The organism is Glycomyces sp. NRRL B-16210, assembly GCF_000719515.1.
GTDB lineage: Bacteria > Actinomycetota > Actinomycetes > Mycobacteriales > Micromonosporaceae > Glycomyces.
Genome location: NZ_JOGR01000008.1, coordinates 139,009 through 164,514, shown reverse-complemented (window position 1 = coordinate 164,514; position 25,506 = coordinate 139,009). Strand labels below are relative to the sequence as shown.

Annotated in this window: 21 protein-coding genes, 1 tRNA gene and 2 pseudogenes; 10 read left to right on the top strand and 14 right to left on the bottom strand. The window is 68.7% G+C overall.

What is annotated here, in order from left to right; all coding sequences use genetic code 11:
* Nucleotides 1-12: 12 nt before the first annotated feature.
* Both IF12_RS0113240 and IF12_RS0113235 read right to left on the bottom strand, forming a co-directional pair.
* Nucleotides 13-3,033: a UPF0182 family protein gene (locus IF12_RS0113240; RefSeq protein ID WP_081913567.1), complete on the bottom strand. Its 3,021-nt coding sequence runs from the start codon at nucleotides 3,031-3,033 to the stop codon at nucleotides 13-15.
* A gap of 133 nt (nucleotides 3,034-3,166) precedes the next feature.
* The gene (locus IF12_RS0113235) at nucleotides 3,167-4,138 is read right to left on the bottom strand and encodes a S16 family serine protease (protein ID WP_030158930.1); all 972 of its coding nucleotides are present in this window, start codon (nucleotides 4,136-4,138) and stop codon (nucleotides 3,167-3,169) included.
* A 275-nt stretch (nucleotides 4,139-4,413) separates the two neighbouring features.
* Between IF12_RS0113235 and IF12_RS0113230 the strand changes: the two genes are divergently transcribed.
* Nucleotides 4,414-5,685 (top strand): zinc-dependent metalloprotease, encoded by a 1,272-nt coding sequence (locus IF12_RS0113230; RefSeq protein WP_081913566.1) that lies wholly within the window; start codon nucleotides 4,414-4,416, stop codon nucleotides 5,683-5,685.
* Nucleotides 5,686-5,703: 18 nt separating this feature from the next.
* On the opposite strand, the gene IF12_RS0113225 is transcribed toward IF12_RS0113230, so the two are convergent.
* Together IF12_RS0113225 and IF12_RS26210 are read right to left on the bottom strand one after the other, a co-directional pair.
* On the bottom strand, nucleotides 5,704-6,234 hold the full coding sequence (locus tag IF12_RS0113225) for a M48 family metallopeptidase (RefSeq protein WP_030158926.1): 531 nt from the start codon (nucleotides 6,232-6,234) through the stop codon (nucleotides 5,704-5,706).
* A 173-nt stretch (nucleotides 6,235-6,407) separates the two neighbouring features.
* Nucleotides 6,408-6,572: a DUF5679 domain-containing protein gene (locus IF12_RS26210; protein WP_166659568.1), complete on the bottom strand. Its 165-nt coding sequence runs from the start codon at nucleotides 6,570-6,572 to the stop codon at nucleotides 6,408-6,410.
* Nucleotides 6,573-6,892: 320 nt separating this feature from the next.
* Here IF12_RS26210 and IF12_RS0113215 point away from each other — a divergent pair, with 320 nt between their 5' ends.
* The gene (locus IF12_RS0113215) at nucleotides 6,893-8,197 is read left to right on the top strand and encodes an ABC1 kinase family protein (RefSeq protein WP_369807706.1); all 1,305 of its coding nucleotides are present in this window, start codon (nucleotides 6,893-6,895) and stop codon (nucleotides 8,195-8,197) included.
* Nucleotides 8,198-8,598: 401 nt separating this feature from the next.
* On the opposite strand, the gene IF12_RS0113210 is transcribed toward IF12_RS0113215, so the two are convergent.
* From IF12_RS0113210 to IF12_RS0113200, 3 genes are all read right to left on the bottom strand, one after another.
* A complete protein-coding gene (locus tag IF12_RS0113210) occupies nucleotides 8,599-8,820 on the bottom strand; it encodes a hypothetical protein (protein WP_030158921.1) in 222 nt (73 codons plus the stop codon).
* On the bottom strand, nucleotides 8,817-9,176 hold the full coding sequence (locus IF12_RS0113205; RefSeq protein ID WP_030158919.1) for a WhiB family transcriptional regulator: 360 nt from the start codon (nucleotides 9,174-9,176) through the stop codon (nucleotides 8,817-8,819). The genes IF12_RS0113210 and IF12_RS0113205 overlap by 4 nt, the downstream gene beginning before the upstream one ends.
* Nucleotides 9,177-9,853: 677 nt before the next feature.
* Nucleotides 9,854-12,001 (bottom strand): ATP-dependent DNA helicase UvrD2, encoded by a 2,148-nt coding sequence (locus IF12_RS0113200; RefSeq protein WP_030158917.1) that lies wholly within the window; start codon nucleotides 11,999-12,001, stop codon nucleotides 9,854-9,856.
* Between the two features lie 287 nt (nucleotides 12,002-12,288).
* Here IF12_RS0113200 and IF12_RS0113195 point away from each other — a divergent pair, with 287 nt between their 5' ends.
* Both IF12_RS0113195 and IF12_RS0113190 read left to right on the top strand, forming a co-directional pair.
* The gene (locus tag IF12_RS0113195) at nucleotides 12,289-12,522 is read left to right on the top strand and encodes a mycoredoxin (protein WP_030158915.1); all 234 of its coding nucleotides are present in this window, start codon (nucleotides 12,289-12,291) and stop codon (nucleotides 12,520-12,522) included.
* A gap of 350 nt (nucleotides 12,523-12,872) precedes the next feature.
* The gene (locus IF12_RS0113190; protein ID WP_030158912.1) at nucleotides 12,873-13,835 is read left to right on the top strand and encodes a DMT family transporter; all 963 of its coding nucleotides are present in this window, start codon (nucleotides 12,873-12,875) and stop codon (nucleotides 13,833-13,835) included.
* Here IF12_RS0113190 and nudC read toward each other — a convergent pair whose 3' ends face one another.
* From nudC to IF12_RS0113175, 3 genes are read right to left on the bottom strand one after another with little or no spacing between them, the layout of a single operon-like run.
* Nucleotides 13,836-14,747, bottom strand: a complete 912-nt coding sequence (gene nudC, locus IF12_RS0113185; protein ID WP_035749006.1) for an NAD(+) diphosphatase — start codon at nucleotides 14,745-14,747, stop codon at nucleotides 13,836-13,838. It lies immediately after the preceding gene.
* Nucleotides 14,744-16,066: a pitrilysin family protein gene (locus IF12_RS0113180; RefSeq protein WP_030158901.1), complete on the bottom strand. Its 1,323-nt coding sequence runs from the start codon at nucleotides 16,064-16,066 to the stop codon at nucleotides 14,744-14,746. The genes nudC and IF12_RS0113180 overlap by 4 nt, the downstream gene beginning before the upstream one ends.
* Nucleotides 16,063-17,364 carry a pitrilysin family protein gene (locus IF12_RS0113175; protein WP_030158898.1) on the bottom strand — a complete coding sequence of 434 codons (1,302 nt, stop codon included), beginning with the start codon at nucleotides 17,362-17,364 and terminating at the stop codon, nucleotides 16,063-16,065. Before IF12_RS0113175 ends, IF12_RS0113180 begins: the two co-directional genes overlap by 4 nt.
* Nucleotides 17,365-17,601: 237 nt before the next feature.
* On the opposite strand from IF12_RS0113175, the pseudogene IF12_RS0113170 reads away from it, so the two are divergent.
* The 4 genes and pseudogenes from IF12_RS0113170 to IF12_RS0113155 form a co-directional block, all read left to right on the top strand.
* Nucleotides 17,602-18,321: pseudogene (locus IF12_RS0113170) on the top strand (methionine ABC transporter ATP-binding protein); the annotation flags it as partial.
* 44 nt (nucleotides 18,322-18,365) lie between these two features.
* A complete protein-coding gene (locus tag IF12_RS0113165; protein ID WP_030158892.1) occupies nucleotides 18,366-19,019 on the top strand; it encodes a methionine ABC transporter permease in 654 nt (217 codons plus the stop codon).
* A gap of 33 nt (nucleotides 19,020-19,052) precedes the next feature.
* On the top strand, nucleotides 19,053-19,889 hold the full coding sequence (locus IF12_RS0113160; RefSeq protein WP_030158889.1) for a MetQ/NlpA family ABC transporter substrate-binding protein: 837 nt from the start codon (nucleotides 19,053-19,055) through the stop codon (nucleotides 19,887-19,889).
* 125 nt (nucleotides 19,890-20,014) lie between these two features.
* Nucleotides 20,015-20,087: transfer RNA gene (locus IF12_RS0113155), tRNA-Trp, on the top strand.
* Nucleotides 20,088-20,634: 547 nt separating this feature from the next.
* On the opposite strand, the pseudogene IF12_RS27230 reads toward IF12_RS0113155, so the two are convergent.
* Nucleotides 20,635-21,639, bottom strand: a pseudogene (locus IF12_RS27230) (recombinase family protein); the annotation flags it as partial.
* Entirely contained in the window at nucleotides 21,636-21,818 is a 183-nt protein-coding gene (locus IF12_RS25650) for a hypothetical protein (protein ID WP_133884183.1), read from the bottom strand. The pseudogene IF12_RS27230 and the gene IF12_RS25650, both read right to left, overlap by 4 nt.
* A gap of 579 nt (nucleotides 21,819-22,397) precedes the next feature.
* Here IF12_RS25650 and IF12_RS0113150 point away from each other — a divergent pair.
* Nucleotides 22,398-23,291: a replication-relaxation family protein gene (locus IF12_RS0113150; RefSeq protein ID WP_133884182.1), complete on the top strand. Its 894-nt coding sequence runs from the start codon at nucleotides 22,398-22,400 to the stop codon at nucleotides 23,289-23,291.
* Nucleotides 23,292-23,568: 277 nt separating this feature from the next.
* On the top strand, nucleotides 23,569-24,135 hold the full coding sequence (locus IF12_RS24975; RefSeq protein WP_081913565.1) for an HD domain-containing protein: 567 nt from the start codon (nucleotides 23,569-23,571) through the stop codon (nucleotides 24,133-24,135).
* Here the strand turns inward: IF12_RS24975 and IF12_RS0113135 are convergent.
* Together IF12_RS0113135 and IF12_RS0113130 are read right to left on the bottom strand one after the other, a co-directional pair.
* Nucleotides 24,123-24,593: an NUDIX domain-containing protein gene (locus IF12_RS0113135; RefSeq protein WP_030158880.1), complete on the bottom strand. Its 471-nt coding sequence runs from the start codon at nucleotides 24,591-24,593 to the stop codon at nucleotides 24,123-24,125. The two genes, IF12_RS24975 and IF12_RS0113135, sit on opposite strands and share 13 nt — an antisense overlap.
* Nucleotides 24,590-25,357, bottom strand: a complete 768-nt coding sequence (locus tag IF12_RS0113130; RefSeq protein ID WP_030158877.1) for a helix-turn-helix transcriptional regulator — start codon at nucleotides 25,355-25,357, stop codon at nucleotides 24,590-24,592. Before IF12_RS0113130 ends, IF12_RS0113135 begins: the two co-directional genes overlap by 4 nt.
* Between the last annotated feature and the right edge of the window lie 149 nt (nucleotides 25,358-25,506).

The window sequence follows — 25,506 nt, the reverse complement described above, 5'->3', positions numbered from 1 at the left end:
GTTCCTCAGGGCCTAGCCTGCGGCCTCCCTGGCCTGTTCGAGCTGGTCCAAGGCCAGGAGCAGCGCGTCGAGCGCGGCGCCGCGCTCGGCGTTCGTGCCCGAGGCCTCGGCCTCCAGGTAGTCCGCTCGCGCCTGCTCGACCGCTTCGTACGCGGCCTCGAGCTCCGGCGGATCGGTCGGCGCGGGGGCCTCGGTCGTCGGCGCCTCGGTGGGCTCGTCGGTCGGCGTCTCGGTCGAGTCGTCCGGGGCCTCCTCCTCGCCTTCGCCCTCTTCGAGCTCGGCCTCCGGGGTCGCGCCGGCGAGGTACTTCTCCACCACCATGTCCACGGCCGCGTCGAAGGTCGGCGCGAAGCCGACGTAACCGCCGTAGCTGATCGCCACGTTGGTCAACCGCGGCAGCTCCTCGCCCTGGCCGCCGGCCTGGCGGCGCAGGTACATCGGCTCCAGGTAGAGGATGCCGTTGCCGACCGGCAGCGCGAGCAGGTTGCCCCACTCGACGGTGGTCCCGGCCTGCTGGGCGTCGCGCAGCGTCGTCACCACTTCCGGTGTGGAGGTGATGATCTGGTGGATCTGGCGCACCGACTGGTCGTCGCCGCCGACGACGTCGTAGACCTTGAGCTGCGGGTCGCCGTTCTCGTCGTAGTAGCCCGACATGAGGCTCGCGAGCGCGTTCTCCCGGTTCCTCGGGGTGAACGTCCCGGTGAGCTGGAAGTAGGCATCGTCGCCCTGGTCGGGGTAGCTGGCGTACACGTAGTACGGCGGCTGGCTCACGCTCTGCGGCTGCGAGGGGTCCTCGGGGATCGCCCAGGCCTCGCCGCCTTCGATGAACGTCCGCGACTCGCTGACGTGGTAGCGCTGGAGCAGGCTCCGCTGCACCTTGAACAGGTCCTGCGGGTAGCGGAAGTGCGAGACGAGCTCGTCGTACTCCTCGCCGGCGAGGTCGGCCTTGGGGACCACGAGGTCCCCGCCGTAGATCGCGTTCCAGGCCTTGAGGATCGGGTCCTGCTCGTCCCACTCGTAGAGGACCACCGAACCGTCGTAGGCGTTGACGACGGCCTTGACCGAGGAGCGGATGTAGTTGATCTCCTCGGCGGCCTGGTTCGCGACGCCCTGGCCGGAGTAGGTGTCGTTCGTCGCGTTGGCGATGTTGATCCGGTCGGAGTACGGGAAGGCGTTGGTCGTGGTGTAGCCGTCCACGATCCACACGATCTTGCCGTCGACCACGGCCGGGTACGGGTCGGCCTCCACGGTCAGGAACGGGGCGACGGCCTGTACGCGGTCGCGGATGTTCCGGTTGTAGAGCAGCTGCGACTCGGAGTTGATCTGGTCGGACAGCAGGAACCGCGGCTCCTGGAACTCCCAGGCGTACAGCAGCCGGTTCCCGATGGAGCCGATGTCGACGCCGCCGCCGCCCTCATAGGTGGTGTAGCGGTCGTCGCCGATCTCCTCGGCGTCCTCCTCCTCGGAGTCGTCGTCGCTCACGGCCACGTCGATCGGCCGGTCGTACTCGCGGGGCGTCTCGTCGTCGGGGATGCCGACGATCGCGTACTCGTTGTTGAGCAGCCCGTAGTAGACCTGGGGCTGGTCGACGTCGATGATGTTGTTGCCGATCCGGCAGTTGCCCGGGTCGTCGGAGAGCACCCCGGAGGTGAAGCAGGGGGCGCCGTTGTCGCTCTCGGTGGTCGAGGCGGACACGAAGCCCCAGCCGTGCGTGTACACGGTGTGCGTGACCGTCCAGTCCTGCTGCTCGGCGGTGAGCTGCGAGGGGTTGAGCTCGCGCAGGCCCACCACGAAGTCCTCGGTGACCTCGTTGCCGTTGGCGTCGGTGTAGGTGTAGCGGTCGATGTCGAGCTTCTCGTTGAAGTCGTAGAAGCTTCGCGGCTGCTGCGCCTGGGTGAACGCGTCGGAGACCACGAACGGGTCGATGAGGCGGACGTTCTCGATCGTCGCGTTGCCCTCGCCGGCCGCGCGGTCCTCGTCGGTGACCTTGATCTGCTCGGCGTCGGGCCGGGAGTCGACCGCGTAGGTCGAGATCTCCAGGTCCTCCATGCCGTAGGCGTAGCGGGTGCCGTCGATCGTGTGCTGCGCGTACGGGCCCTCGCGCTGGGGGCGGTTGGGCTCGACCTGGAAGTTGCGCACGACCGCCGGGTAGATGCCGCCGGCGGCGATCGCGGTGACCACGACGAGGCCGAGGGCCGCGGCGGGCAGCGCGAGGGAGCGGGTGAAGCCCCACGAGAACACCAGGATGACGACCGCGGCGATGACCGAGACCCAGATGAGCGCGTTCTTGGCGTTCATCAGGGCGGTCATCTCGGTGTAGCCGCCGCCGACGATGCCGGTGACCTGGTTCTCCTGGGTCGTGAAGTTGAAGCGGTCGAAGTAGTACGCGACGGCCTTGAGCCCGAGGAAGAGGGCCACGAGCACCGAGAGGTGGATGCGCGCGACGTTCGTCATGCGGTCGCCCGAGCCGGAGAAGCGCAGCGCGCCGTACAGGTAGTAGGCGCTCAGCGAGGCGAGGATGCCGACCACGACCGCGGCGAAGCCGAAGCCGATGAGGAACTCCCAGAACGGGAGGCGGAAGACGTAGAACCCGGCGTCCATGCCGAGGACCGGGTCCTCCCAGCCGAAGCTGCCGCCTTCGCGGAACAGCAGCCAGGTCTCCCAGCGGCCCTGGGCGGACATCCCGGCGAAGACGCCGACGACGGCCGCGACGCCGCCGATCCACCAGCCGGCCTTGGGCGAGATGAGTTCGCGGTAGCGCTCCAGGCCCTCCTGCTCGCTCGTCGCGGGCCAGGTGTCGGGGCGGAAACGGTAGGCGAGGAACAGGTTCAGGCCCGTCCAGGCGGCCATCGCGAGCGCGAAGACCCCGAACAGGCCGAGTCGGGTCCACATCATGGTCGCGAACACGGTCGTGAAGTCGACCGAGTCGTACCAGAGGTAGTCGGTGCGCAGGCTCACGAGCCAGCCGAGGACCGACAAGAGGACTATGGCGCCCACGAGGAGGATCAGGACATAGCGCCCTCGTCTGCTCATCCGTGGGGGGGTGGGCGTCCGGTTCGCCACTGAAGCAACTCCTTAGGGTTTCGTGGCGCAGGCGGCCACGGCCTTTCACGTGTGCGGCTCGCAAGCGTCGCCGAGGCGGCGTGCGAGCCGTGCATCGGCGGGGTCAGCAAGTCGTGACCGCTTCGCCGGCCGCCAGGGACTCAAGCGCCGAGACCGCGTCTGCGAGCGTCTCGACTCTGACAATAGTCATGTCGTCCGGCGCTACGGTGACGGCGTCCGAACAGTTCGCAGCCGGGGAGAGGAAGACCTCGGCCCCCGCTTCGGCCGATCCGGTGATCTTCTGCTGGATCCCGCCGATGCCGCCGACGTTCCCTTCAGGATCGATCTCGCCGGTGCCGGCGATGATCCTGCCGTCGGTCAGATCGCCCTCGGTGACCCGGTCGACGATGCCGAGCGCGAAGATCAGGCCCGCCGAGGGGCCGCCGATGTCGAGGGCCTCGGTGTCGATCTCGATGCCGTACGGGTCCTCGTGGGTGGAGGAGAGTTCGGCCTCGCCGAGGACGACGCCGGGCACTTCGACGCTCTCTCCGGCGCGGGTGACGGTCACCGTGGTTTCGCTGTCGGCGTAATCGGCGAGGTCTGCCAAAGCGGTGACGGCGTTCCCTTCGACGGCGGTGACGACGTCGCCGGCGGCCAGGCCGCCGGAGTCGGCCACGACCTCGACGATCGCGGGCTCGCCGAGGTAGGCCAGCGCGGCCTGCTCGGCGTTGGACTGGGACTCGACCCAGTCGGCCTCCTGCTCCTGGGCGATGTCCTCCTCGGATTCGCCGGGCGGGTAGACCAGGTCGCGCGGGATGATCGCGTACTCATTGGACAGCCAGTAGCGCATGGCCTGGGCGAGGGTGACCGACTGTTTGACGCGGACGGTGGTCAGGCGCAGCTGGCCTTCGGAGGGGTATTCGGTGTCGGCGGTGATGATCGGGTGCTCGACGCCGTCGATCTGCTCGGAGCCGAGGACGTCCTCGGTCGGTCCGGGGCTGAAGACCACGTAGGCGACGTCCATCGACAGCGACTGCCAGGTCAGCAGCGCCACCAGGACGGCGCCCAGCAGGACGGTGATTCCTCGTCGTCGCACCATTCACGATCCTTGCGAGCCGTGGTCGGCATCGTTGCCGATGCCTCCCAGCGAATGTTCGGGGGTCTCGGCGCGGCCCGCGAACGGGGGTCGCGGGCCGGGCGGGACCTGCCGGTCGCGGGCCGGCGGCCTCGGGGAGGCCCGCGGGCCGCGGACTGGCATGGCCGGAAGCCTACATGTCGTAGCCCACAGCGGTTTTCGGCCCGCAGCGAACGGGAGTACTCCAGTTCGGCGGGCCGTGGCCCGCGGCCCCCTCCCTGACGTACGGTTGGCGCATGGGCTCCGATACACCTTTCGGCTTCGGCAACTTGGGCGGCGACCTGCCCGACCCGAACGATCCGCGGGTGCAGCAGATGATGCAGCAGCTGCAGCAGATGATGGCGCAGTCGCTGTCGTCCGGTCCGGTCAACTGGCAGTTGGCCAAGCAGCTCGCCGAGTCCGAGCTGGAGGCCGAGAACACCGTCGGCCCGGCCGACCAGGCGCAGATCGCCGAGGCGCTGCGCCTGGCGGACCTGTGGCTGGATTCGGCCGTGAACTGGCCCTCGGGCGTGACGGCCACCGACGCGTGGACGCGCAAGCAGTGGATCGCGCGCACCGAGAACTCCTGGAAGCAGCTCGCGGAGCCGCTCGCGGCCCAGATGAGCGAGGCGATGCAGACGCTCGTCCCCGAGGAGATGGCCGGGATGCTCGGCCCGATGGCCGACCTCATGAAGGGCGTGGGCTCGGCGCTGTTCGGCGCGCAGATGGGCCAGGCCCTGGCGAAGCTCGCCGGGGAGGTCCTGTGCTCGACCGAGGTCGGACTGCCCTTGGGCAAGACCGGCGTCGCCGCGCTGCTGCCGGGCAACATCACCGCTTACGCCGAGGGCCTGGAGCTGCCGGTGGAGGAGGTGCGGCTGTTCGTGGCGCTGCGCGAGGCGGCGGCGCACCGGCTGTTCACGCACGCGCCGTGGCTGCACGCGCACCTGCTGGGGGCGCTGGAGGCGTACGCGCGGGAGATCCGCATCGACGAGTCCGCGATCGAGGAGGCGATGTCGGACATCGATCCGACCGATCCCGAGGTGGCCGCGACGCTCGACTTGAGCGAGGTGTTCAAGCCCGAGGACACCGAGCAGCAGAAGGCGGCGCTGGCGCGGCTGGCGACGACGCTGGCGCTCATCGCCGGCTGGATCAACGTGGTCGTGGCCGAGGCGGTCGGCGAGCGGCTGCCGACGATGGACCGGCTCATGGAGTCGGCGCGGCGGCGGCGCGCGACCGGCGGTCCGGCCGAGCAGACGTTCGAGGCCCTGGTGGGCCTGCAACTGGACCAGGCGAAGGTGCGGTCGGCGACGCTGCTGTGGCATTCGCTGGCCGAGGCGCGGGGCATCGAGGGCCGCGAGGCGGTGTGGGCGCACCCGGACCTGATGCCGAGCGCGGCCGATCTGGAGCACCCCGAGAGCTTCGCCACGGTCTCCGAGGCGCTCGAGGACCTCGACCTGTCGATGTTCGACCAGCTCGCGGTCAACGACCCGAAGGACGAGGACGAGGGCGAGGAGCCCGACGAGAAGTAGGCCGGCCCCGGCGGCGTCTCAGCGCCGTTCGGAGGCTTCGGCGTCGGCGATCCCTTCGAGGTAGCCGCGGGCCCGTTCGGCCTTGGAGTAGCGCCCGACCATCTCCCAGAACGGCCGCGAGTGGTCGTGGTGGACCAGGTGCGCCAGTTCGTGGAGCAGGACGTAGTCGATGACCCATGAGGGCATCATCATGATCCTGCGGGAGATGCGGATCGTCCCGTCCGAGGGGGTGCACGAGCCCCAGCGGCGATGCTGGTTGTCGACCCATCGGACGCTTTTGGGGGCGGCGCATTCGGGTCGTTCGGGGTAGTAGCGGGTGGCGAGCCTGACGGCTCGGTCGCGGAGGGCGGCGTCGGAGGCGCGGCCGTCTCTGGCCTCGCGCTGACGCAGCCTCGCGAGCATGTGGTCGATCCATTCGCGCTCCTCGGTCTCCGAGAAGGCGTCGGGGATCATCACGACCACGCGGCCTCGTTCTTCGTAGGCCGCCACGGTAGCCCGGCGTCTGGGGGAGCGCCGCACTTCTACGGGGGGATGCACTTTGCGCGCCATGAAGGCACACTAATCCGCAGGGGTGACAATCGCATAACGCCGATGTCGCGATTGCGGCGGGAGTGGTCTTATGCCAAGAAAATCCCCTCGCCGATCTCCCGGAATATGGGATCAGGCGAGGGGTGGGTCCGCTCGGCGACGCGCACGGGCCCGGGCCGGCCGAGCGGCCGGGATCACGAGGCCTTGCCGAGAATCCGGTTCATCTTGGTGCCGCAGGTCGGGCACGTCCCCTTCGCCATGCGACGGCCCGAGTCCGACACGACGACGTGGCCTTCGAAGTCGCGCTTCTCGCGGCATTTGACGCAGTAGCCGTTGTATGTCTCCGTAGCTTGAGCCACTGGATTCCCCCCGTTGTGTCCGGCGTTGCCGAATGGTCACGCTGTGCGACCGTCCGGCCTCAGGATGCCACAGATTTCACGCGTGTAAGTCCCGGCGCGCCACATCGCCCGACGGGTGCGAGGGGTCGCCACCCAGGCGGGTGACAGGCGTGGGGCCGGGCGGGCCCGGGGTCGGTCACAGCGGGGCGGGGCCGGGTGCGGCTCGGGAGTGCTCGGGCTCCGCGGACCGGCTCCGCCGTGAGAGCATGGTGAACGTGAGCGACAGGCATGGGCCGGCCGATTCGGGCGACGATCTTCCGCGCCGGGCGTTCTCCCGGGGCATGAAACTCGCTTCGCTCCCTCTGGGGCTGGCGGGGCGGGCGACCGTGGGCCTGGGCAAGCGGGTGACCGGGCTGGCCGACGAGATCCTCAGCGAGCAGGCGCAGCGGCGCACCGCCGAGCACGTCTTCAGCGTGCTCGGGCAGCTCAAGGGCGGGGCGATGAAGCTCGGGCAGTCCCTGTCGATCTTCGAGGCCGCGCTGCCCGAGCATCTGGCGGCACCGTACCGCCAGGCTTTGACGAAGCTTCAGAACGCCGCTCCCCCGCTGCCGGTGAGCAGCGTGCACGGGGTGCTGGAGCGGCAGATGGGCGCGGACTGGCGCGAGCGGTTCGTCGAGTTCGACGACGCGCCTTCGGCGGCGGCGAGCATCGGCCAGGTGCACCGGGCCGTGTGGGGCGACGGGCGGCAGGTGGCCGTCAAGATCCAGTATCCGGGCGCGGGCGACGCGCTCCGCTCGGACCTGCGCCACCTCTCGCGGATCGCCCCAATGTTCAAGGTGCTGCAACCGAACTTCGACGTCAAGCGGATCACGGTCGAGCTGCGTGAGCGGCTGCTGGAGGAGCTCGACTACGAGTTGGAGGCCGCGACGCAGCGGCAGTTCGCGGCGGCCTTCAGCGGGGACCCGCTGATCGTGGTGCCCGAGGTGGTGCACGCCAGCGGCGAGGTGCTCGTGACCGAGTGGGTGCCGGGGAGGCCGCTGTCGGCGGTGATCGCCGAGGGCACGCAGGAGGAGCGCGACGCGGCCGGGCTGCGGTTGACGACGCTGCACTTCTCGGCGCCGGCGCGCGCGGGGCTGCTGCACGCCGACCCGCATCCGGGGAACTTCGCGATCGGCGAGGACGGTCGGCTGGTCGTCTACGACTTCGGGGCGACCGCGCGGCTGCCCGACGGGATGCCGGTGCAGGTGGGGCGCTTGACGCGGCTGACGCTCGACGGCAGGGCCGACGACGTGGTCGCGGGGCTGCGCGGGGAGGGCTTCGTGCCGCCGAACTTGAAGATCGACGCCGGGGCGATGGAGGAGCTGCTGCGGCCGATGCTGGAGCCGATCGCCGGCGAGGAGTTCCAGTTCTCGCGGGAGTGGCTGCGCAAGGAGAGCACGCGGCTGACCGGCCAGGGCTCGGAGGCGGCGAAGCTGAACAAGCAGTTGAGCTTCCCGCCGGAGTACCTGCTCATCCACCGCGTGACGATGGGCTCGATCGGGGTGCTGTGCCAATTGGGCGCGAGCGCGAGATGGAGGGACATCCTCCAAGAATGGCTCCCCGGCTTCGCCGACCCCGACGCCGCAGATCCCGGCCGCGAGGCCTGACCGCCTTAGCGGCGAAGGCGCCGTCGCGAGCGCCGAACCCTGTCGGACCCCCGAGGCACCCTTGTTCCGGGGGACCCAACGGATGCCCGATTTGCGAAGACTCGCCATGACACGCCGAACCGCTCCCCCGGCCCGCAACCCCATGTCGGACCCGCGCGGCACCCTTGATTCCGGGGATCCCGCGAATGTCCGTTTCGCGAAGACCCGCCGTGACACGCCCGACGGCCCTCCGCGCTCGCCGACCCATGTCGGTCCGCTGCCGCATCGTTGATTCGGGGGACCCTGCGAGCGCCCGATTTGCGAAGACGCTCCCGGACTCGCCGGGACACTCCCGGGCACAACAAAAGGGGCCCTTCCCCTCTCAGGGAAGAACCCCTTCAGCCAACGCGGTTAGTGCGTCGTCAAAGTCGGCCCCGTCGGCGGTGGCTGCCCGTGTGGCGGGTCGGCCGGGCGTAACCGGCGTCCTTCCACAGGCTCCGCATCCGCAGACGCCCGATGCGTCCGTACACCGTGTTCGTGGTCGGCATCGGCCGCGCCGCTTCGATCTCCTCGTCGAGGAGGAATTCGAGTTCCTTCACGCCGACATCGCGCTTGAGATGCCTGCTCAGATGGTCGACCGTCATGACACCGCCACCCCCGCGAGCGCGAGTTCCCGCGTCCGCTCGGCGAGCTCGGCCTCGGCGGCCTGCTCGATGAGCGCGGCGTCCTTCCGGGGCCGGCCGCGAGGCCGCTTGCGGGCCACGACGTTCCCCTTCTCGAAGATCTCGCCGCCCCACACGCCCCAGGGCTCGTGGCGCTCCAGCGCGCCGGTCAGGCACTCCAGTCGCACCGGGCAGTCGCCGCACAGGGACTTGGCGAACTCCAGTTCGGTGGGCTGCTCCGAGAACCACAGGTCCGCGTCGTACTCGCGGCAGGCCAGGTCGCCGCCGGTCGCACGCGCCTGGTCGCGCAGTTCAGGGCCGATAAGGGTGTCGGTCATGCGCTCGGTCTCCTCTCTCATCTCGTCGGTCTTGTCGACGTTCGGTCGCATCAGTGCTGTCTGAGGACTCAATTGCTTCGCAATCTGTCTCGTCTGTCGTCTACTGGTGGGCCGCGACCTGGCGTTTCAGCCAAACAAAAAGGCCGCGATCCCTGGTGCGGGATTCGCGGCCTCGAGAGGTCCGAAGAGGGCTCCTGTAAGCCCTTTCGATGATCTCGAGGCGGTTTCCCGCGGGTGACGCCGTGGCGCTTCTCGGAGCCGTTGACCGGCTGCCAACCGAGGCCTGCGAAAGCACGGCCACGACCGAGAAGGACTCCGACGCCCATATCGGTGTTGTCAATCGTGTTGACGGTGCTCGGAGCCGTGGTCAGGACGGCAACGGGCAGAGTGGTGCCACGGAGCGAAGCGGAGACGGGCGCGATGTGCCGATAGACGGCGGTCGCCGACTCAGGCGTCGTCGTGAACTGGGTTTCGCTGAGCAACTTCATCATCTGTCCCCTCCCTTCGGGTTCCGTGGTCAACATTGGTCTTCATCTCCTCATCGCCAGGTCGTGAGGCGCGCAGTCGTGAGACGCACACCGCTTCCCGGCAGCAGCTACGCTACGCCCGTCACACGCGCGAGCGCAACGTCTTTTTTGGCGAGTTCTCCAGAAAGTTTTTGCCGGTCCCTCGCACCGTCAGGAGTCCTCCGTGCACATCACGATCGCCGCTTCCACTTCCCCGCCGTTGACCAGGTGCAACACGGCCGGACCGTACTTGTCGAGTTTGGATTTCCCGATGCCGTGGAGCGAGGCGAGCTCCGTGTCGGATCCCGGACAGCGCTCCGCGATGGCGATCAAGGTCACATCCGTGAAGACGGTGAAGGCGGGCTTGCCGCCCTGCTTGGCAACGCTGACGCGCCATTCGCGCAACCGCTCGAACAGTCCTTCATCCATCGTGGCGGGACAGTCGGCGCAATGCCCCAGCTTGCGGTCCCGCGCGTCCGTCAGCGGCTTGCCGCAGCCGGAGCAGTCGAGGACTTTGGCGCGCTTGGGGGCGCGCTGCTTCGAGGCGGCGGCGCCCGGCTCGGGCATCTTCGGGAAGCCGCCGAGCCCCAGCGGCGCGAGGAACCGGCACAGGCGCCGCTCGCGCCCGCCGGAGTTGCGGGCGAGGCCGAAGGAGAGCTGGAGGCGCTCGCGAGCGCGCGTGATGCCGACGTAGAGCAGGCGCCGCTCCTCTTCGAGCGCGGCCTCGGTGCGGGCGAAGGTGGTCGGCAGGGTCCCGTCGGCGAGGCCGACCAGGAACACCACGTCCCATTCGAGGCCCTTGGCCGCGTGCAGGCTCGCCAGGGTCACGCCTTCGACGGCCGGGGCGTGCTGCTCGGAGGCCCGGCGCGACAGCTCGGCGCAGAACGCGTCGAGGTCGGGCTCGGGGCCGTCGTCGTCGAGGTTCGCCCGGTGGTGCTCCAGGAACTGCTCGGCGAGGTTCGCCAGCGCCGTGACCGCCTCGTAGGCCTCGCGCTGCGCCCCGCCGGCCGGTGCGGCGTCGGGGCGCCAGCCGACCGCTTCGAGCGCGGTCGGCACGGCCTCGGCCAGGGGCATCTGCCCGATGTCGGTCTTGGCGGCCGAGCGGAGGGCGACCACGGCCTGGCGGACTTCGGGGCGTTCGAAGAACCGGGCCGCGCCGGTGACCACCGTGGGCACCCCGTAGGAGGACAGCGCCTCTTCGTAGGCCTGCGACTGGGCGTTGGTGCGGTACAGGACGGCGATCTCGGAGGCGCTGGTGCCGTCGGCGATGAGCTGGGAGCAGCGCCGGGCGATCATGTCGGCCTCTTCGGCCTCGTGGGCGAAGACCTCGGCGGTGACGGCGGGGCCGTCGGGGCGCTGGCCGATGAGTTCGAGGCGCATCTTGGCCTCGCGGCCCTTGGACTCGCCGATGATCTGGTTGGCGAGGCCGACGACCTGCGGGGTGGAGCGGTAGTCGCGGACGAGGCGGACCAGGGCGGCGGACTTGTGGCGGCGGGTGAAGTCGAGGAGGTGCTTGGAGGTGGCGCCGGTGAAGGAGTAGATGGTCTGGCTGGCGTCGCCGACGACGGTGATGTCGTCGCGGTCGCCGAGCCAAGCGTCGAGGAGGCGCTGCTGGAGCGGGGTGACGTCCTGGAACTCGTCGACGACGAAGAAGCGGTACTGGCTGCGGATCTGGTCGGCGATGGCGTCGTCGTCGGTGATCATGTCGGCGGTGTGGGCCAGCACGTCGGCGAAGTCCATGACGCCGGCGCGGCGTTTGGCCTCGATGTAGGCGGCGTAGACCTTGGCGACGTCCTCGGCGGGGGCGGGTGCGTCGCGCCCGAGCGCGGCGATGGCGCTGACGTAGTCGTCGGGGCCGATGAGGGAGGAGGCGGCCCATTCCATCTCGGTGGTGAGGTCGAAGTTCTTGGCGCGGGAGGTCTGGAGTCCGGCGCGGGCCGCGGCGATGGCGGTGAACTTGAGGGCGGAGTCGATGAGTTCGGGGATCTGGCCGCCGTAGCGGCGGGCGCCGAAGTAGCGCAGTTGGCGCAGGGCGGCGGAGTGGAAGGTGCGGGCGTTGACGCCGGCGACGCCGAGGCCGCGGAGGCGGTCGCGCATCTCGCCGGCGGCGCGGGCGGTGAAGGTGACGGCGGTGACGTGCTGGCCGCGCATGTCGCCGCGCAGGACCCGCCAGGCGATGCGGTGGGTGACGGCCCGGGTCTTGCCGGTGCCGGCGCCGGCGAGGACGCACACCGGTCCGGGGTCGGCGGTCACCGCCTCGCGCTGTTCAGGGTCGAGTCCCGAGAGGAGCTGTTCGATGGCCCGATCGCGTGCGGTCATCCGACCAGTGTCGCAGAGGCCCCCGACAAGAACTCGCGGCAGCTTCACCTGAAGGCGAGGGCTGCGGGCGCCGGCACGGATGGTGCGGTGAGCGGCGGGGGTCGACCATCCCTATCCCCCACCCTCCCTGGGGAAAGGTAGGGCCAGCTTCCCGCGCGGGTACGACAAGAACCGGCCCCCGGCGCCGCCGTTCACCCGATCGCGGGAGCGAACGGGAGCATCCGACGCGTTCACGGCGGAATGCCCCCGGGCGGTACCGCGTTACTGTCGATGACGAAGGAGGATCGATGATCACCATGTACAGCACCACCTGGTGCGGCTACTGCAAGCGCCTCAAGATGGCGTTCGACCGCGAAGGGGTCCTCTACGAAGAGGTCAACATCGAGGACGACCCCGCCTCGGCCGAGTGGGTCATGGGGGTCAACGGCGGCAACCAGACCGTGCCCACGGTCAAGTTCCCGGACGGTTCGGCCCTCACCAATCCCTCTCTCGCGCAGGTGAAAGCGAAACTCGCCGCTTGACCTGTGCCATATACCGAGACTATGGTCACGTTTAGGACACGAAGCCGGTACGATGCCCTATAGTTGACTCGTCAAGCTTGCTTAGCGACTTCGAGGGGTGGTCGCTAAGCATTCAGGCCCGGGATGGATCCGTCCCGGGCCTTTTTTCATGGCGACGTTCGCGGGCCGTGAACGCGCCCCGCTCGGCGAAGCTCGCGAGCCATCAAGGCATATGGCCTCCGTCTTCGAAACAAGGTACGGTTCGCCGCACCCCTCGATCGATCCCGCGCGTCGGCCTCGGCCTGGACCCCCTGGTCCCGGGCCGTTTCGCATGTCGGCGCGCCCACCGCCGATCGACTTGTGGAGCCCTCATGTCGTCACCGCGCGCCGCCCTCGGCGTCACCCTCGTCCTCGCCGCCTCCGTGTTCTTCGGCGTCTGCGGCCCCTTCGGCAAGGTCGTGATCCAGGCCGGTCTCTCACCGCTCCAGGTCACCTGGCTGCGCATCTGCGGGGTCGGGGTCCTCGCCATCATCGCGGCGGCCGTGCCGCTCGTCCGGGTCCTGCGCGAGGGCCGGCGCCTGCCGTGGGGCGCGATGGTGCTGTTCGGCCTCACCGCCGTCTCGGCCGTCCAGGCCTTCTACTTCATCGCCGTCGAGCGGCTGCCGGTCGGCATCGCGCTCCTGCTGGAGTTCATGGGCCCCATCGTGGTCGTCGCCTGGGTCCGGTTCGTGCGCCGCACGGTCCTGCCGCGCTCGGCGGTCATCGGCGTGCTCCTCAGCATCGTCGGCCTGTGCATCGTCGTCGAGGTCTGGATGGGCCTGCGACTCGACGCGATCGGCCTGGTCGCCGGCTCGGCCGCCGCGGCCTGCCAGGCCACCTACTTCCTCTCCGGCGAGCGGCTCACCGCGAAGGTGGACGTGCGGGTGCTGCTCGCCGTCGGCTTCACCACCGGCGCGATCAGCCTCCTGCCGCTCGCGGCGCCCTGGTTCATGGACTGGCGCCTCCTGTCCGCGTCGGTGACCCTCGGCGGGGTCGAGACGACGGCCCTCGCGAGCGTCGTCGCGCTCATCGGCTGCACCGCGCTCGCCTACGGACTCGGCCTCAGCGGGCTGCGGTTCATCACCGCGCCGGTGGCCGGCGGCATCGGCTACACCGAGGTCGTCGTGGCCTCCCTCGCGGCCTGGGCGCTGCTCGGCGAGGCGCTGACGCCGCCGCAGATCATCGGCGGGCTCGTCGTCATCGCCGGGGTCTTCACCGCGCAGCGCGCGGTCGCGGACAAGACCGGCGAGGACACCGAGGAGGCGGCCGAGGAGGCCGCGGTCACGAAGGTCTGATCAGTCCTCCCCGTCGAGCCAGCGCTCGATGAGGAAGCGCGCCACCGAGATCCGCACCGCGCTCGCGGTGGCGTCACTGGTCTCCGCCCACATCTCGCGCACTTCGTCGCGGGTGAACCAGCGGGCGTCGGCGATCTCCTCGGCCTGAAGCACGAGCGGCTGCGCGGCGTCGGCGGTCGCGCGGTAGGCGAGCATGAGCGAGCGCGGGTAGGGCCAGGGCTGGCTGGAGACGTAGGCGAGCCGGTCGAGCTTGATGCCGATCTCCTCGCCGACCTCGCGGTGCACGGCGGCCTCGGCCGATTCGCCGGGTTCGACGAAGCCGGCGACGCACGCGTAGCGGCCCTGCCGGGTGGAGTTGCGGCCGGGCGCGATCGTATTCTGCGCGACGGCGGGTTTCGGCTGGTCGCCGTAGCGCTGGTGCCGGGCGAGGAGGACGCGGTCGGCGCCGTCGTCGATGAGGACGATCACGGCCGGGTCAGTGCGCGGGAACACCGGCCTGGCCCCTTCGGCGGTGAGTTCCCAGCCGGCGTTGCGGGCCGCGAGCGGCGCACCGGTGGTCGGGTGGAACCGGTAGGTCGCGTGCCAGTGGCCGATGCCGATGGCCTCGACGGCGATCGCGAGGTCGCGCGGGTCCCAGGCGGGCCTGATCCAGCGGCCGGGCAGGCCCTCGGGCAGGTCGGCGAGGACGGCGAACACGGGCGGGTCCTCGCCGCCGAGGAAGACGCGCTCGCCTTCGGGGGCGGTGTCGGCCCGGTAGAAGTGGAGGCCGTCCTCGTCGGCGTCGATGCGCTCGCGCACCGGGTCGCAGACGACGATCTGGGCCTGCTCCCATGCGGCGCTGAGCCATTCGTCGTCGCCGCGGCGCGCGGCGAAGCGGTCGAGGACGTCGACCGCGAGCGGCGGGTGCATCATGGCGCGGCGATCTCGCCGAACTCGGCGAGCGGTTCGCGGATCTGGTCGCCGTCGCCGAGGACGACGGCTACGGCCCGGTCGGGGTCGAGCCGTTCGGCCGCGACCCGCTGGACGTCGGCGGGGGTGACCTCGCGGATCCGCTCGGAGTGCTCGGCGAGCCATGACAGCGGGAGGCCCGCTGCGGCGAGCACCGAGATGTAGTTGGCGATGCCGGCCTGCGTGGCGGTGGCGAGCTTGACCGAGCCGAGCGCGTAGCGGCGGGCGAGGTCGAGTTCGTCGGCGGCGGGCGGGCGCTCCGCCATGCCGCGCAGTTCGGCGTGGACCTCGGCGAGGGCCGGACCGGTGACCTCGGTGGCGACGTCGACGGCGGCGAGCTGGAAGGAGCCGGCGGGGGCGTGGTCGACGCGCGAGCGCGGCGAGTAGCCGTAGCCCTTGGTCTCGCGCAGGTTCATGACCAGGCGCGAGGAGAAGTAGCCGCCGAAGACGAGGTTCGCCAGGTGCTGGGCGGCGTTGTCGGCGTGGGTGCGCGCGACGGCCGGGTAGGCGACGCGGATCGCCGACTGGACCGAGCCGGGCCGGTCGACCAGGACGAGCGGGCCGGGTGCGAGGTCGGGCAGGGGCGCCATGCGGCGCGGTTCGCCCGCGCCGTTCCAGTCGCCGAGGGCCTTCTCGACGGCCGCGGCGGTCGCGTCGGGGTCGATGTCGCCGACGATGATGAGGCGGGCCCCGGTCGGGTGGAGGCGGGCGGCGTGGAGGGCGAGGACGGCCTCGCGGTCGACGGCGGCGACTTCGGCGGCGGCGGGCTGCTGGTTGCCGTACGGGTGGTCGCCCCACAGGCGGGCGTCGAGGGCGCGGCCGACCTGGAAGTCGGGCTGCTGCTCGGCGACCGAGAGGCTGTCGATGATGCGGGAGCGTTCGACCTCGAGCGGCCCGTCGGGGTAGTCGGCGGCCTTGAGGAGGTCGCCGAGGACTTCGAGGAGTTCGGGCAGGCCGGTGGCGAGGCTGTTGCCGGACACGGCGATCCGGTCGGGGTCGGCTCCGGCGCCGAGGGCGCCGCCGACGCCTTGGAGGCGCTGGGCGATCTCGGTCATGGAAGCGGTCTCGGTGCCGGAGAACAGGGCCGCGGAGAGGACGTCGGCGACGGCGAGGTCGGCGTGCGCGGCCGGGATCGACAGGCGCACCTCGGCGAGCGGGACTCCGGGGCGCCGCGTGAGCAGGACGCGCAGGCCGTTGGGGAGGGTCCGCTCGACGGGCTCGGGCAAGGTCAGCGGCACTTCCGGTGCGAGACCTGGGACGACGTTGTTCACTGGGCTGCTCACTGAGCTCCTCCGGGAATGACTTCGAGCACGGCGCGGCGGTTCGGGGTCAGGGCGGCGGCCGCCTCCGAGACGGCGGTGGCGGTGACCTCGCCGAGCAGGGACGCGAAGCGGGTGGCCATCGCGGCGTCGCCGTGGAAGATCTCGGCGGTCGCGAAGCGCCGGGAGCGTCCCATGACCGAGTCGTCGCCGCGCAGCAGCTGGGCGGCAACGCGGGCCTTGACGCGGTCGAGCTCGACCTCGTCGACGCCGGCGGCGACGCGGGCGAGTTCCTCGTCGACGGTGCCGAGCACGGTGTCGACGGGGGTGCCCGGCGGCAGGAAGGCCTGGACGAGCATGGCCGTGGGGCCGCGGGAGGCGAACGGCTCCGACATGAAGGAGGTGTGCGCGGCGACGGCGGTGGCGGTGCGGTCGGTGTGGACGAGCCGCTCGACCAGGCGCGAGGCGTCGCCGTCGGTGAGCAGTTCGCCGAGGACGACGTACGGCAGGAACGCCGCGAGCTCGGTGACCGGGTCGGGGACCCGCCAGGCGATGGCGACGGCCGGGAGCGTCGCCCGTTCATCCACATAGGATTCGCGGCGTTCGGCGTCGAGGTCGGGTTCGTCGAAGGGCGGATGGACCGGCGCGGGCCGTGCCTCCACGCCGCCGAAGTGGCGCTCGACGAGCGCGCGGGCCTGCTCGGGGTCGAAGTCGCCCGCGACCGACAAGACCGCGTTCGAGGCCGGGTAGTAGGCGTCGAAGAACGACTGCGCGTCGTCCACGGTGGCGGCGTCGAGGTCCACGAAGGACCCGTAGCCGTCGTGCGCGTTCGGGAAGGTGTCGAACATCACCGGCGGGAGCTTGATCCACGGGAAGCCGCCGTAGGGGCGGTTGAGGACGTTGACCCGGATCTCCTCTTTGACCACGCTGACCTGGTTGGCGAGGTTCTCCTCGGTGATCGCCGGGCCGCGCATCCGGTCGGCCTCCAGGAACAGCGCGAGTTCGAGGCCGTTGGAGGGCAGCAGGTTGAAGTAGTCGGTGTAGTCGATGTGGGTCGAGCCGTTGAAGGTCCCGCCCGCGGACTGGACGTGGCGCATGTGCTCGGCCTTGCCGACGTTGTGCGAGCCCTGGAACATCATGTGCTCGAAGAGGTGGGCGAAGCCGGTGCGGCCCTCGGGCTCGGAGCGCATCCCCACGTCGTACACCACCGCGACCCCGACCACGGGCGCTCCCGGGTCCGGCGCGAGGACCACCCGCAGCCCGTTGTCGAGCTTGAAACGCTCGATCGCGAACGCCGGGGCGGGAATCGTCGCAACAGTCATGGCCGAACCCTATCTCAGCTCGGTGACCGGGTCGGTGCGCGGCGTTCGTCACAGCCGCTTGGATTCGGCACGAATTCCTGCTTGACTTCTAGGCTATGAACTCGCAGCACTTCGAACGCCTCAGCGACGCCTACCGCGCCGCGGGTTCGTGCTGTCGAATGTGCGCCTGCTGAGGGCTCCTGCACCGCCGCGCCCCGAAGCGGCGATCACCCACAGCGAAAGCGATCTCTCCTCTTCATGGAACCTGGACCCAGCATCCGTCTGTCCGGCGTCACCAGGCGCTTCGGCGACCTGACCGCCCTCGACTCGGTCGACCTCGACGTCGCCCCCGGCGAGATCTTCGGCATCCTCGGACGCTCCGGCGCGGGCAAGTCGACCCTGCTGCGCACCGTCAACCTCCTCACCCGGCCCGACGAGGGCACCGTCGAGGTCGACGGCGCCGAGCTGACGGCCCTGACCGGCCGCGACCTGCGGGCCGCCCGCGCGAAGACCGCGATGATCTTCCAGCACTTCAACCTGCTGGCCAACCGCAACGCCACCTCGAACGTGGCCCTGCCGCTGCGCTTTCGCGGCACGCCCCGCGGCGCCCGCCGCGAACGGGCGCTCGAACTGCTCGACCTCGTGGGGCTCTCCGACAAGGCCAAGGCCTACCCCGGGCAGCTCTCGGGCGGCCAGCGCCAGCGCCTGGCGATCGCGCGGGCCCTCGCGGCCGATCCGGCGGTGCTGCTGTCCGACGAGGCGACGAGCGCGCTCGACACCGACACGACCGACGAGATCCTGGACCTGCTCGCGCGGCTCAACCGCGAGCTGGGCCTGACGATCCTGCTCATCACGCACGAGCTCGAGGTCATCACGAGGATCTGCCACCGCGCGGCGGTCATGGAGGCCGGCCGGTTCGCCGAGACCGGGCCGGTGGCCGAGCTGCTGGCGGATCCGGACTCACGCCTGGGCGGCCAGGCGCGGCGCCTCGCGGCGCGCCTGCTCGGTGATGAGGTGTCGCGATGACCGATCGCATGGTCAAGCTCTTGACCGAGGCGTTCTGGGAGACGCTGCACATCGTGGGGGTCGCCGGCGCGTGGACGCTGCTGGGCGGGCTGCTGCTCGGGACGGTCCTGTACATCACCTCGAAGACCGGGCCGCGGCCGATCGCGGTGGTGAACGCGCCCTTGGGCTTGATCGTCAACATCGGCCGCAGTGCGCCGTTCGTGCTGCTCATGGTCGCGGTCGTGCCGTTCACGCGGTTGATCACGGGCACGAGCATCGGCACGGAGGCGGCGATCGTGCCGTTGACGATCGCGTCGATCCCGTTCTTCGCGAGGCTCGTCGAAGGGGCCTTGCTCGAAGTCCAGCCGGGCCTCATCGAGGCGGCCCGTTCGATGGGCGCTTCGACGCCCGCCCTGGTGTGGCGGGTGGTCCTGCCCGAGGCGACGCCGGGGTTGATCCGCGGGTTCACGGTGACGCTCGTGGCCGTGGTCTCGTACTCGGCCATGGCCGGGATCGTCGGCGGCGGGGGTCTGGGCGACCTGGCCTACCGCTACGGCTACCAGCGTTTTCAGACCGAGTACATGATCTGGCCGCTGGTGATCCTCGTCGTGCTCGTGCAGTTGTTCCAGATTCTCGGCGACCGGTGCGCCCGCACCCTCGACCGCCGCTGACCACTGAAAAGTCCCTACCTTTAGGAGAAGACCATGTCCAGACGCCGTGCCCTCTTGGGCGGCTCAATCGCCGCCGTGACCGCTTTCGCCCTGGCCGCCTGCGGCGACGACTCCGACTCGTCGGAGCCGACCGAGACCGATGGCACCGTGGTCGTGGCCGCGACGCCGGTCCCGCACGCGGACATCCTGAACTACATCGCCGAGAACCTGGCCGAGGACGCCGGGATCACCGTCGAGGTGGAGGAGTTCACCGACTACGTGCAGCCGAACGTGGCGACCTCCGACAACTCGGTGGACGCGAACTTCTTCCAGACCGAGCCTTACCTGGAGGAGTACAACGCCGCGAACGGGACCGACCTGGTGACCGTGGCCGCGGTGCACATCGAGCCGCTGGGCCTGTACTCGGACTCGGTGGACTCGGTGGAGGCGATCCCGGACGGCGGCCAGGTGGCCATCCCCGGTGACGGCTCCAACGGCGGGCGCGCGCTCGCCCTCCTGGCCGACGCGGGTCTGATCACGCTGGCCGACGGCGTGGACGCGACCCTGGCGACCGAGGACGACATCGCGGAGAACCCGAAGAACCTGGAGTTCGTCCCGCTGGAGGCGGCGCAGCTCGCGCTTTCCTTGCCTGACGTGGACGCGGCCGTGATCAACGGCAACTACGCGCTGGAAGCGGACCTGAGCCCGGCTCAGGACGCGCTCCACAGCGAGTCGCCCGACGGGAACCCGTACGCGAACTACCTGGTGACCACCGCTGCGAACGCCGACAACGAGGACATCCTCACGCTGGCCGAGCTGCTCCAGTCGGACGAGGTCAAGCAGTTCATCCTCGACACCTGGGCCGACGGTTCGGTCGTCCCGGCCTCCTAGAACGCCTGGTCGGGGCCGCTCACCGGAAGGAGCGGCCCCGACCGCCGGCAGGCCTGAACCCGGTTGCACCGACCCGAATGCGACACGTAAGATGGTTGCGGCCAGGCCGGGCAACGGGCTGGCGAAGGAGTGTGGCGCAATTGGTAGCGCATCGGTCTCCAAAACCGAGGGTTGCAGGTTCGAGTCCTGTCACTCCTGCAAGACCAGCATTATCCGAACACCGGGCCGCGATTCGCGGCCCGGTGTTCGGCGTTTCGGCCCCCGAATGGCTGCGGTGTTCGCGCAGCAGCGGAGTGAACGGCGACGAGATCTGGTCGGCATTGACCTTCGGCTCACCGGTCGCTTCGTCAACGTAAACATGCAGCCGCTTGAAGAAGGACCTGTGGAAGGTCTTGTGGAAATCCTCCGGCACGGTCTTCAGTAGCCGCCGAGGATCGTCCAGCAAACTGAGCAGCATCGTGATCGCCGCACCGGCCCGTTCGACCTTCACGTCACCGACTTCGGTCAGCCGCTCGTTGATCACCGCCAGCTCATCGCGGAGCCGTCGCATCTTGACTTCGAGCCGGTCCTGCGGCCAGTCGGGATTGCCAACGAGGTCAAGCAGGTGGTCCTGCTGACCGACCAACCGATTGCGCTCAGACTCCAGGTTCCGCCTCAACGAGGCCGAGACGTTCAAGATCGCGTAGTGAGCGGCGACCGCAGCCTCCATCTTCGCAACCGGCAACCGTGGCGTCTGGCAGTGCTTGCCCGCCTTGCCGCTGCACAGGAAGTACGAGTACACGATGCCGCGCCGGTTCTTGACCGTGTCGAGGTAGAAACGCGTGCGGCAGTTCGCGCACCACAAGAGCCCCTTGAGCGGATGATCGTGAACGCGCTCGCGAGTGCCAGCGCCGCGCTGGTTGACGAGCACATCTTGGACTCGATCGAACAACTCCTGGCTGATCAGCGGCTGATGCCGGCCGTCGTACTCCCTTCCCTTGAACACGACTCGCCCCAGGTACCGCCGGTCGCGGAGCAGTCGGCCGATGGTCTCGATGGTCACCGGCCGACCGTTCGGCACGTCCTTCCTAGGGCGAGTCCGCAAACCCGCCTCAGTGACCGCCCGCTGGAGATCTTTGAAGCCGTAGCGCCCGGTCGCATAGAGCTTGAACATCGTGATGACGAACGGCGCCCGCTCGGAGTCAACCGCGACGGTCCGCACTTCCCGGCCATCGATCCTTTCCCCTACGTTCAGGTACCCCAGCGGCGCAATACCTGGGATACCGCCCCTCGACGCCTTGGCTGCCATCTTGTAAGCGACGTCAGCGCCAGATGCTCGGGATTGGTACTCGTTGACGCCGTCGAGGATCGCGGCCACCAGGTCGCCGATGTAGCTGTCCTCGGTGTAATCCATGATCGAGACCAGCTGCACGCCGAGCTTGCGAAGCTCCCGCCGAGTGATCGCCGCATCGGTCGTATCGCGGTGCATCCGCGAGCGCGCGTAGACCACGATCGCGTCCACATCTTTGCTGTTGCGGACCCGCGCCATCATCTCCTGGAACTTCGGCCGCCCATCAACCGTCATCGCCGAACGGCCTAGCTCCACGTACTCACCCACGACCTCCATCCCCAGCTCCTCGGCCTTGCGCAAACATGCTTTGCGCTGGGCGGGAATCGAATTCCCCTCGGGGTCGTAATCAGTGTCGACCTGGCCTCGGGAGGAAACCCGCAGGTACAGGATGGCGCGATTCTTCTTGGTCGTCTCGGTCATGATTCGGCAGCCTTCCGATCGTTGTCATCGGTTCGGCCAGCCGCCTGACTGGAGTTGGCTTCGTCCTCGCGGTCGGCAATAGCCAGCGCAGCATCAACGAGCGTCGCAGCGATGGATCGAACATCGATCTCGTCGCGCAGTTCACCAACTACGTGGACTCTGACGTCTCTGGTATCCACGGAAGTCACCGCCCGGCCCCGGCCAGGCGGCGGGCCATTGCCACCGTAGGCCCACTTCGCGGGGCCATCAAGCACCCTGAATTTGCCGCTGTCGGGCGGGAAGATCGACTCGGCTTTAGTTCAGGAAGAGCGCCCGAGCAGGGCAGCAGCAGAGAAAGTGTTGAGGAGCAATGTTCCAAGGTGAGTGTCCCACCGGCATCGCCAGTCCAGTCTCTGCGGCCATACAGCCTACCCTTCAACATCACTCAACGTCAAGTCATGCTCACATTTATGGCCGCCTGCGGGGGTTGAGCGACAACCGCTGACAGGCCCACTCCGTCGGCAACCGGTGGTTACTCGCCCCGAGACCGCCGAAGTAGTAACCACAGAATCGAAGATGGTTGTCGCAGTTCCGACAGGGTTCCGAAGGTAGTAGCCACCGGTAACCGGCCAGTGCACGAAACCTTCCCTCAGTAGTCGACTACTCGATGTTCTTTACCTTCAAGACACCGACGCGCCGAGGAACTTTCGCTTGATAATGGGTCCTCAAGATTGCGTCTGCCAGCGGTCTCGTTCCAGCGGCCCACGAGGAGGTTCAACTTGAACGCCCGGCGCATCCCCGGCACCAACACCGGGAACTTCAACGAGCTCACGGGCCGGCTGACCGACCGGGACTTCGAGATCATCCATACCCTGGCAAAACGCAAGATAATGACCGCCGGAATGTTGGAGGCGGTTTTCTTCTCCTCGGCTCATTCAGCCGCCGCTCGACTGCTCACCCTGCACGAGATGGGCATACTCGCCAGATGGCGCAGCCCCTCCAGCCGCGCCTACAGGTACGTCCTCGACTGGCGTGGCCAGTGCGTCCAGGCGATGCGCACCGATGAGAAACCTCCGACCAAGCAGGCCGGAACCTACAAGGCCCAGCAGATGTTCATGTCGACCCAGCGGGCGCACACCGAAGCTGTGAACGCCTTCTTTTGCAGGCTCCACCGCGGCGCCCGAAACCGACCCGACGTGCGCGTCGCCAAGTGGGATGAACCCAGGTACTTCCCGTTCGGCCCTCGTCCAGACGGCTCAGCGACGCTGGAATGGAACGACGGCAATGAACTCCATTTCATGCTCGAGCATGACCGGGGCACAGAAACGCTGCAGCGACTGGCAGACAAGGTGGAGAGCTACAAGCATGACGCTCGCGACAGCTCCGGCAAACAAGTCCTGCTCATCGAGGTGATCAGCCAGGGCCGCCTGACCAATCTGATTCCCGCTGCGACGGCTCACTGGGTCGATACCCGGCAGTACTCCTGGCCCACCAAACTCACCGTCGCGGTGAGCGCCGCAACGGCAGCGGAGCGTTCGTTCATCAGCGCCGACGGCTTCCCCGACCCCTTCGACGACAGGCGCTGGCATGTGCTCGGCTACGACGAGACCTACTGCCTCAACGAGCTACCGCACGTCGCCGACGAGATCGCAAGCCGCTCAAGGATCCTCTAAATCGCCCCTCGGAGGTAGATCCCCACAGGTCGACCCTCCGACTGGACCTCGGACAGCCCCAGCCAGTGCCGAGGGTCGCATACCTCGCATTCCTGCAGGACAATCGGGGTTACCGGGCCCATCCCCGGCTCCGACATATATACATATCCCCCAGGGGCGAAAAACCAGGTAGGGCCGTCCGGCCCGCTGACGTCCTCGTTGCGGGACTCCTTGTCCGGCACCCATCCTTCCCCCTCCACGGCTATGTATTCGTCTCGCTCCTGGTTAGGATCGGCGGGTGCAGACGAGTCTGGTCGCCAGGGCGCGGTCACTCGCGGAGCGGGAGCTGAGCGCTCCGCTGCCGCGCCGATGGAGACATGTCACGGCAGTAGCGGCGAAGGCCTCACGATTCGCCCCGCTCTTGCCCGCTGAACGCGACCGACGCGCCCTCGTAGCCGCAGCGGTACTCCATGATGTCGGGTACGCACCTTCGGTTGCGGAGACCGGCTTTCATCCGCTCGATGGTGCACGCTGGCTGAGGTCCCTTGAGTTTGACGGCCGAGTTGCGACTCTCGTCGCTCACCACACGAATGCAGTCGTTGAGGCGGAGCTGCGCGGTCTTTCCGCCGACCTCCTCACGGAGTTCGAGCGCGAAGACTCCCCGGTAACCGACCTTCTCTGGTTCTGTGACCTGACTACCGGCCCGGACGGTCAGGACTTCACGGTCGATGAGCGCATCAAGGAGATCCACGAGCGCTACGAGCCCAGTTCAGTTGTCCGCGAGTTCATCGACCGGAGTGCTGGAACCTTCCACGAAGTCGCGAAACGTGTTGAAGCCCAGTTCCCGTCAGCTCAGCCGATGTAGGGCTCAGATCGCTTCCCGAGGCCATGATCGATGCGCATTCGCATCGAGGGATTAATCGGAAGCCGGTCAAGATCGCTCGGGTTGATCCAGGCGACACGAACCGACTCGGCGCTCGTAGCGACTTGACCTCCGGTCGGCCTCGCCCGGAAGGCGATGGAGAACTGCTGACGGACCTCGCCGTCACCGTATTCGATGAGGTGGCCGGGGTCGGTGTAGAGGCCGATGACTCCGGTGACTTCGATGTCGATCCCGGTCTCCTCCTTGGTCTCGCGGACCGCAGTGTCCGCGATCCGTTCCCCGAGATCGTGGCCGCCTCCTGGAAGCGCCCAGTCACCGTTGTCCGAGCGCTGGATGAGAAGAACCCGACCTTCGTCATCAGTCACGAACGCGACGGTCGAGGGAACGACGCTGTTGGGTTCCGGGGCATCAGGGTTGTTGATGTGGTCGATGCGGCTCATGGCCTCACCTTCCCATGATCACCGGTCCAGGCGTCACGCGAAGCGGACCAGACTCGATCGAAGCTGTCAGCGTACGAGTTGAACAGGGTCCCGCCGGCGAGTCGGCGCAAGTGCAGCACTGGCGCATGTGCGGCTGGGAACCCGTAGAGATGCGTGTTGACCAGCATCTCGTCGTCATAGCGGTACACGCTGTTGTACAAGGTCGCTGAGTGAAAGCCCACGAAGACACCCTCGGTCCCCCGCAGCCTCTCGTAGAAGGTCAGCACGTTGCGAATCTTTGCGGCGAGCGTGTCTCCGATACCTTCCTCGCGCCCTCGGATCGCAACCGCATCGCAGTCGGGATCGCCCAGCAGTACCGTGATCTTGGTTCCCGCCTTCGCCTTCGCTTTCAGTGCGTCGATCAGGTCGGGGTCATGCTCGGGCAGGAAGAGGCCTGCGTAGACGAGGATGCCGATCCGTTCGGTGGCATTGTCGAACAGCCGCCGCCACAAATCGCTCGGCACCTGGAACCGACGCGGATACGTGCAGATCACCTCGGACTGCGAGACACGAGCTTGACGCTCCGCGGTGTCAATGTTCGGCCAGAGGTATTCCTCAGTCTCGTCGAGCACCGCAGCGAGGGCTGAGCGGTGCCTCGGGTACGGAGTGCGCCCGGTGCTGATCCAGCGACGCACAGTCTTGGCATCGACTTCAAGGTCATCGGCCAGACCCTCGGGTGTAACCCCGGCGGCCTGCATGGCGTCTTTCAATCTCTCGTTCGGCATGAGGACTCCGACCCAGGGACGAGTTCGGTTGCGGAGGACGTCTCTTCACGTCCCATTGTGTAGTTCTAGCGTCCCCGTCTGTCAAGCACCATCCTTTGTATACCGATTTTCGCCAGGTCGCGGCAGGACGGCGTAGACGAAACCATTCG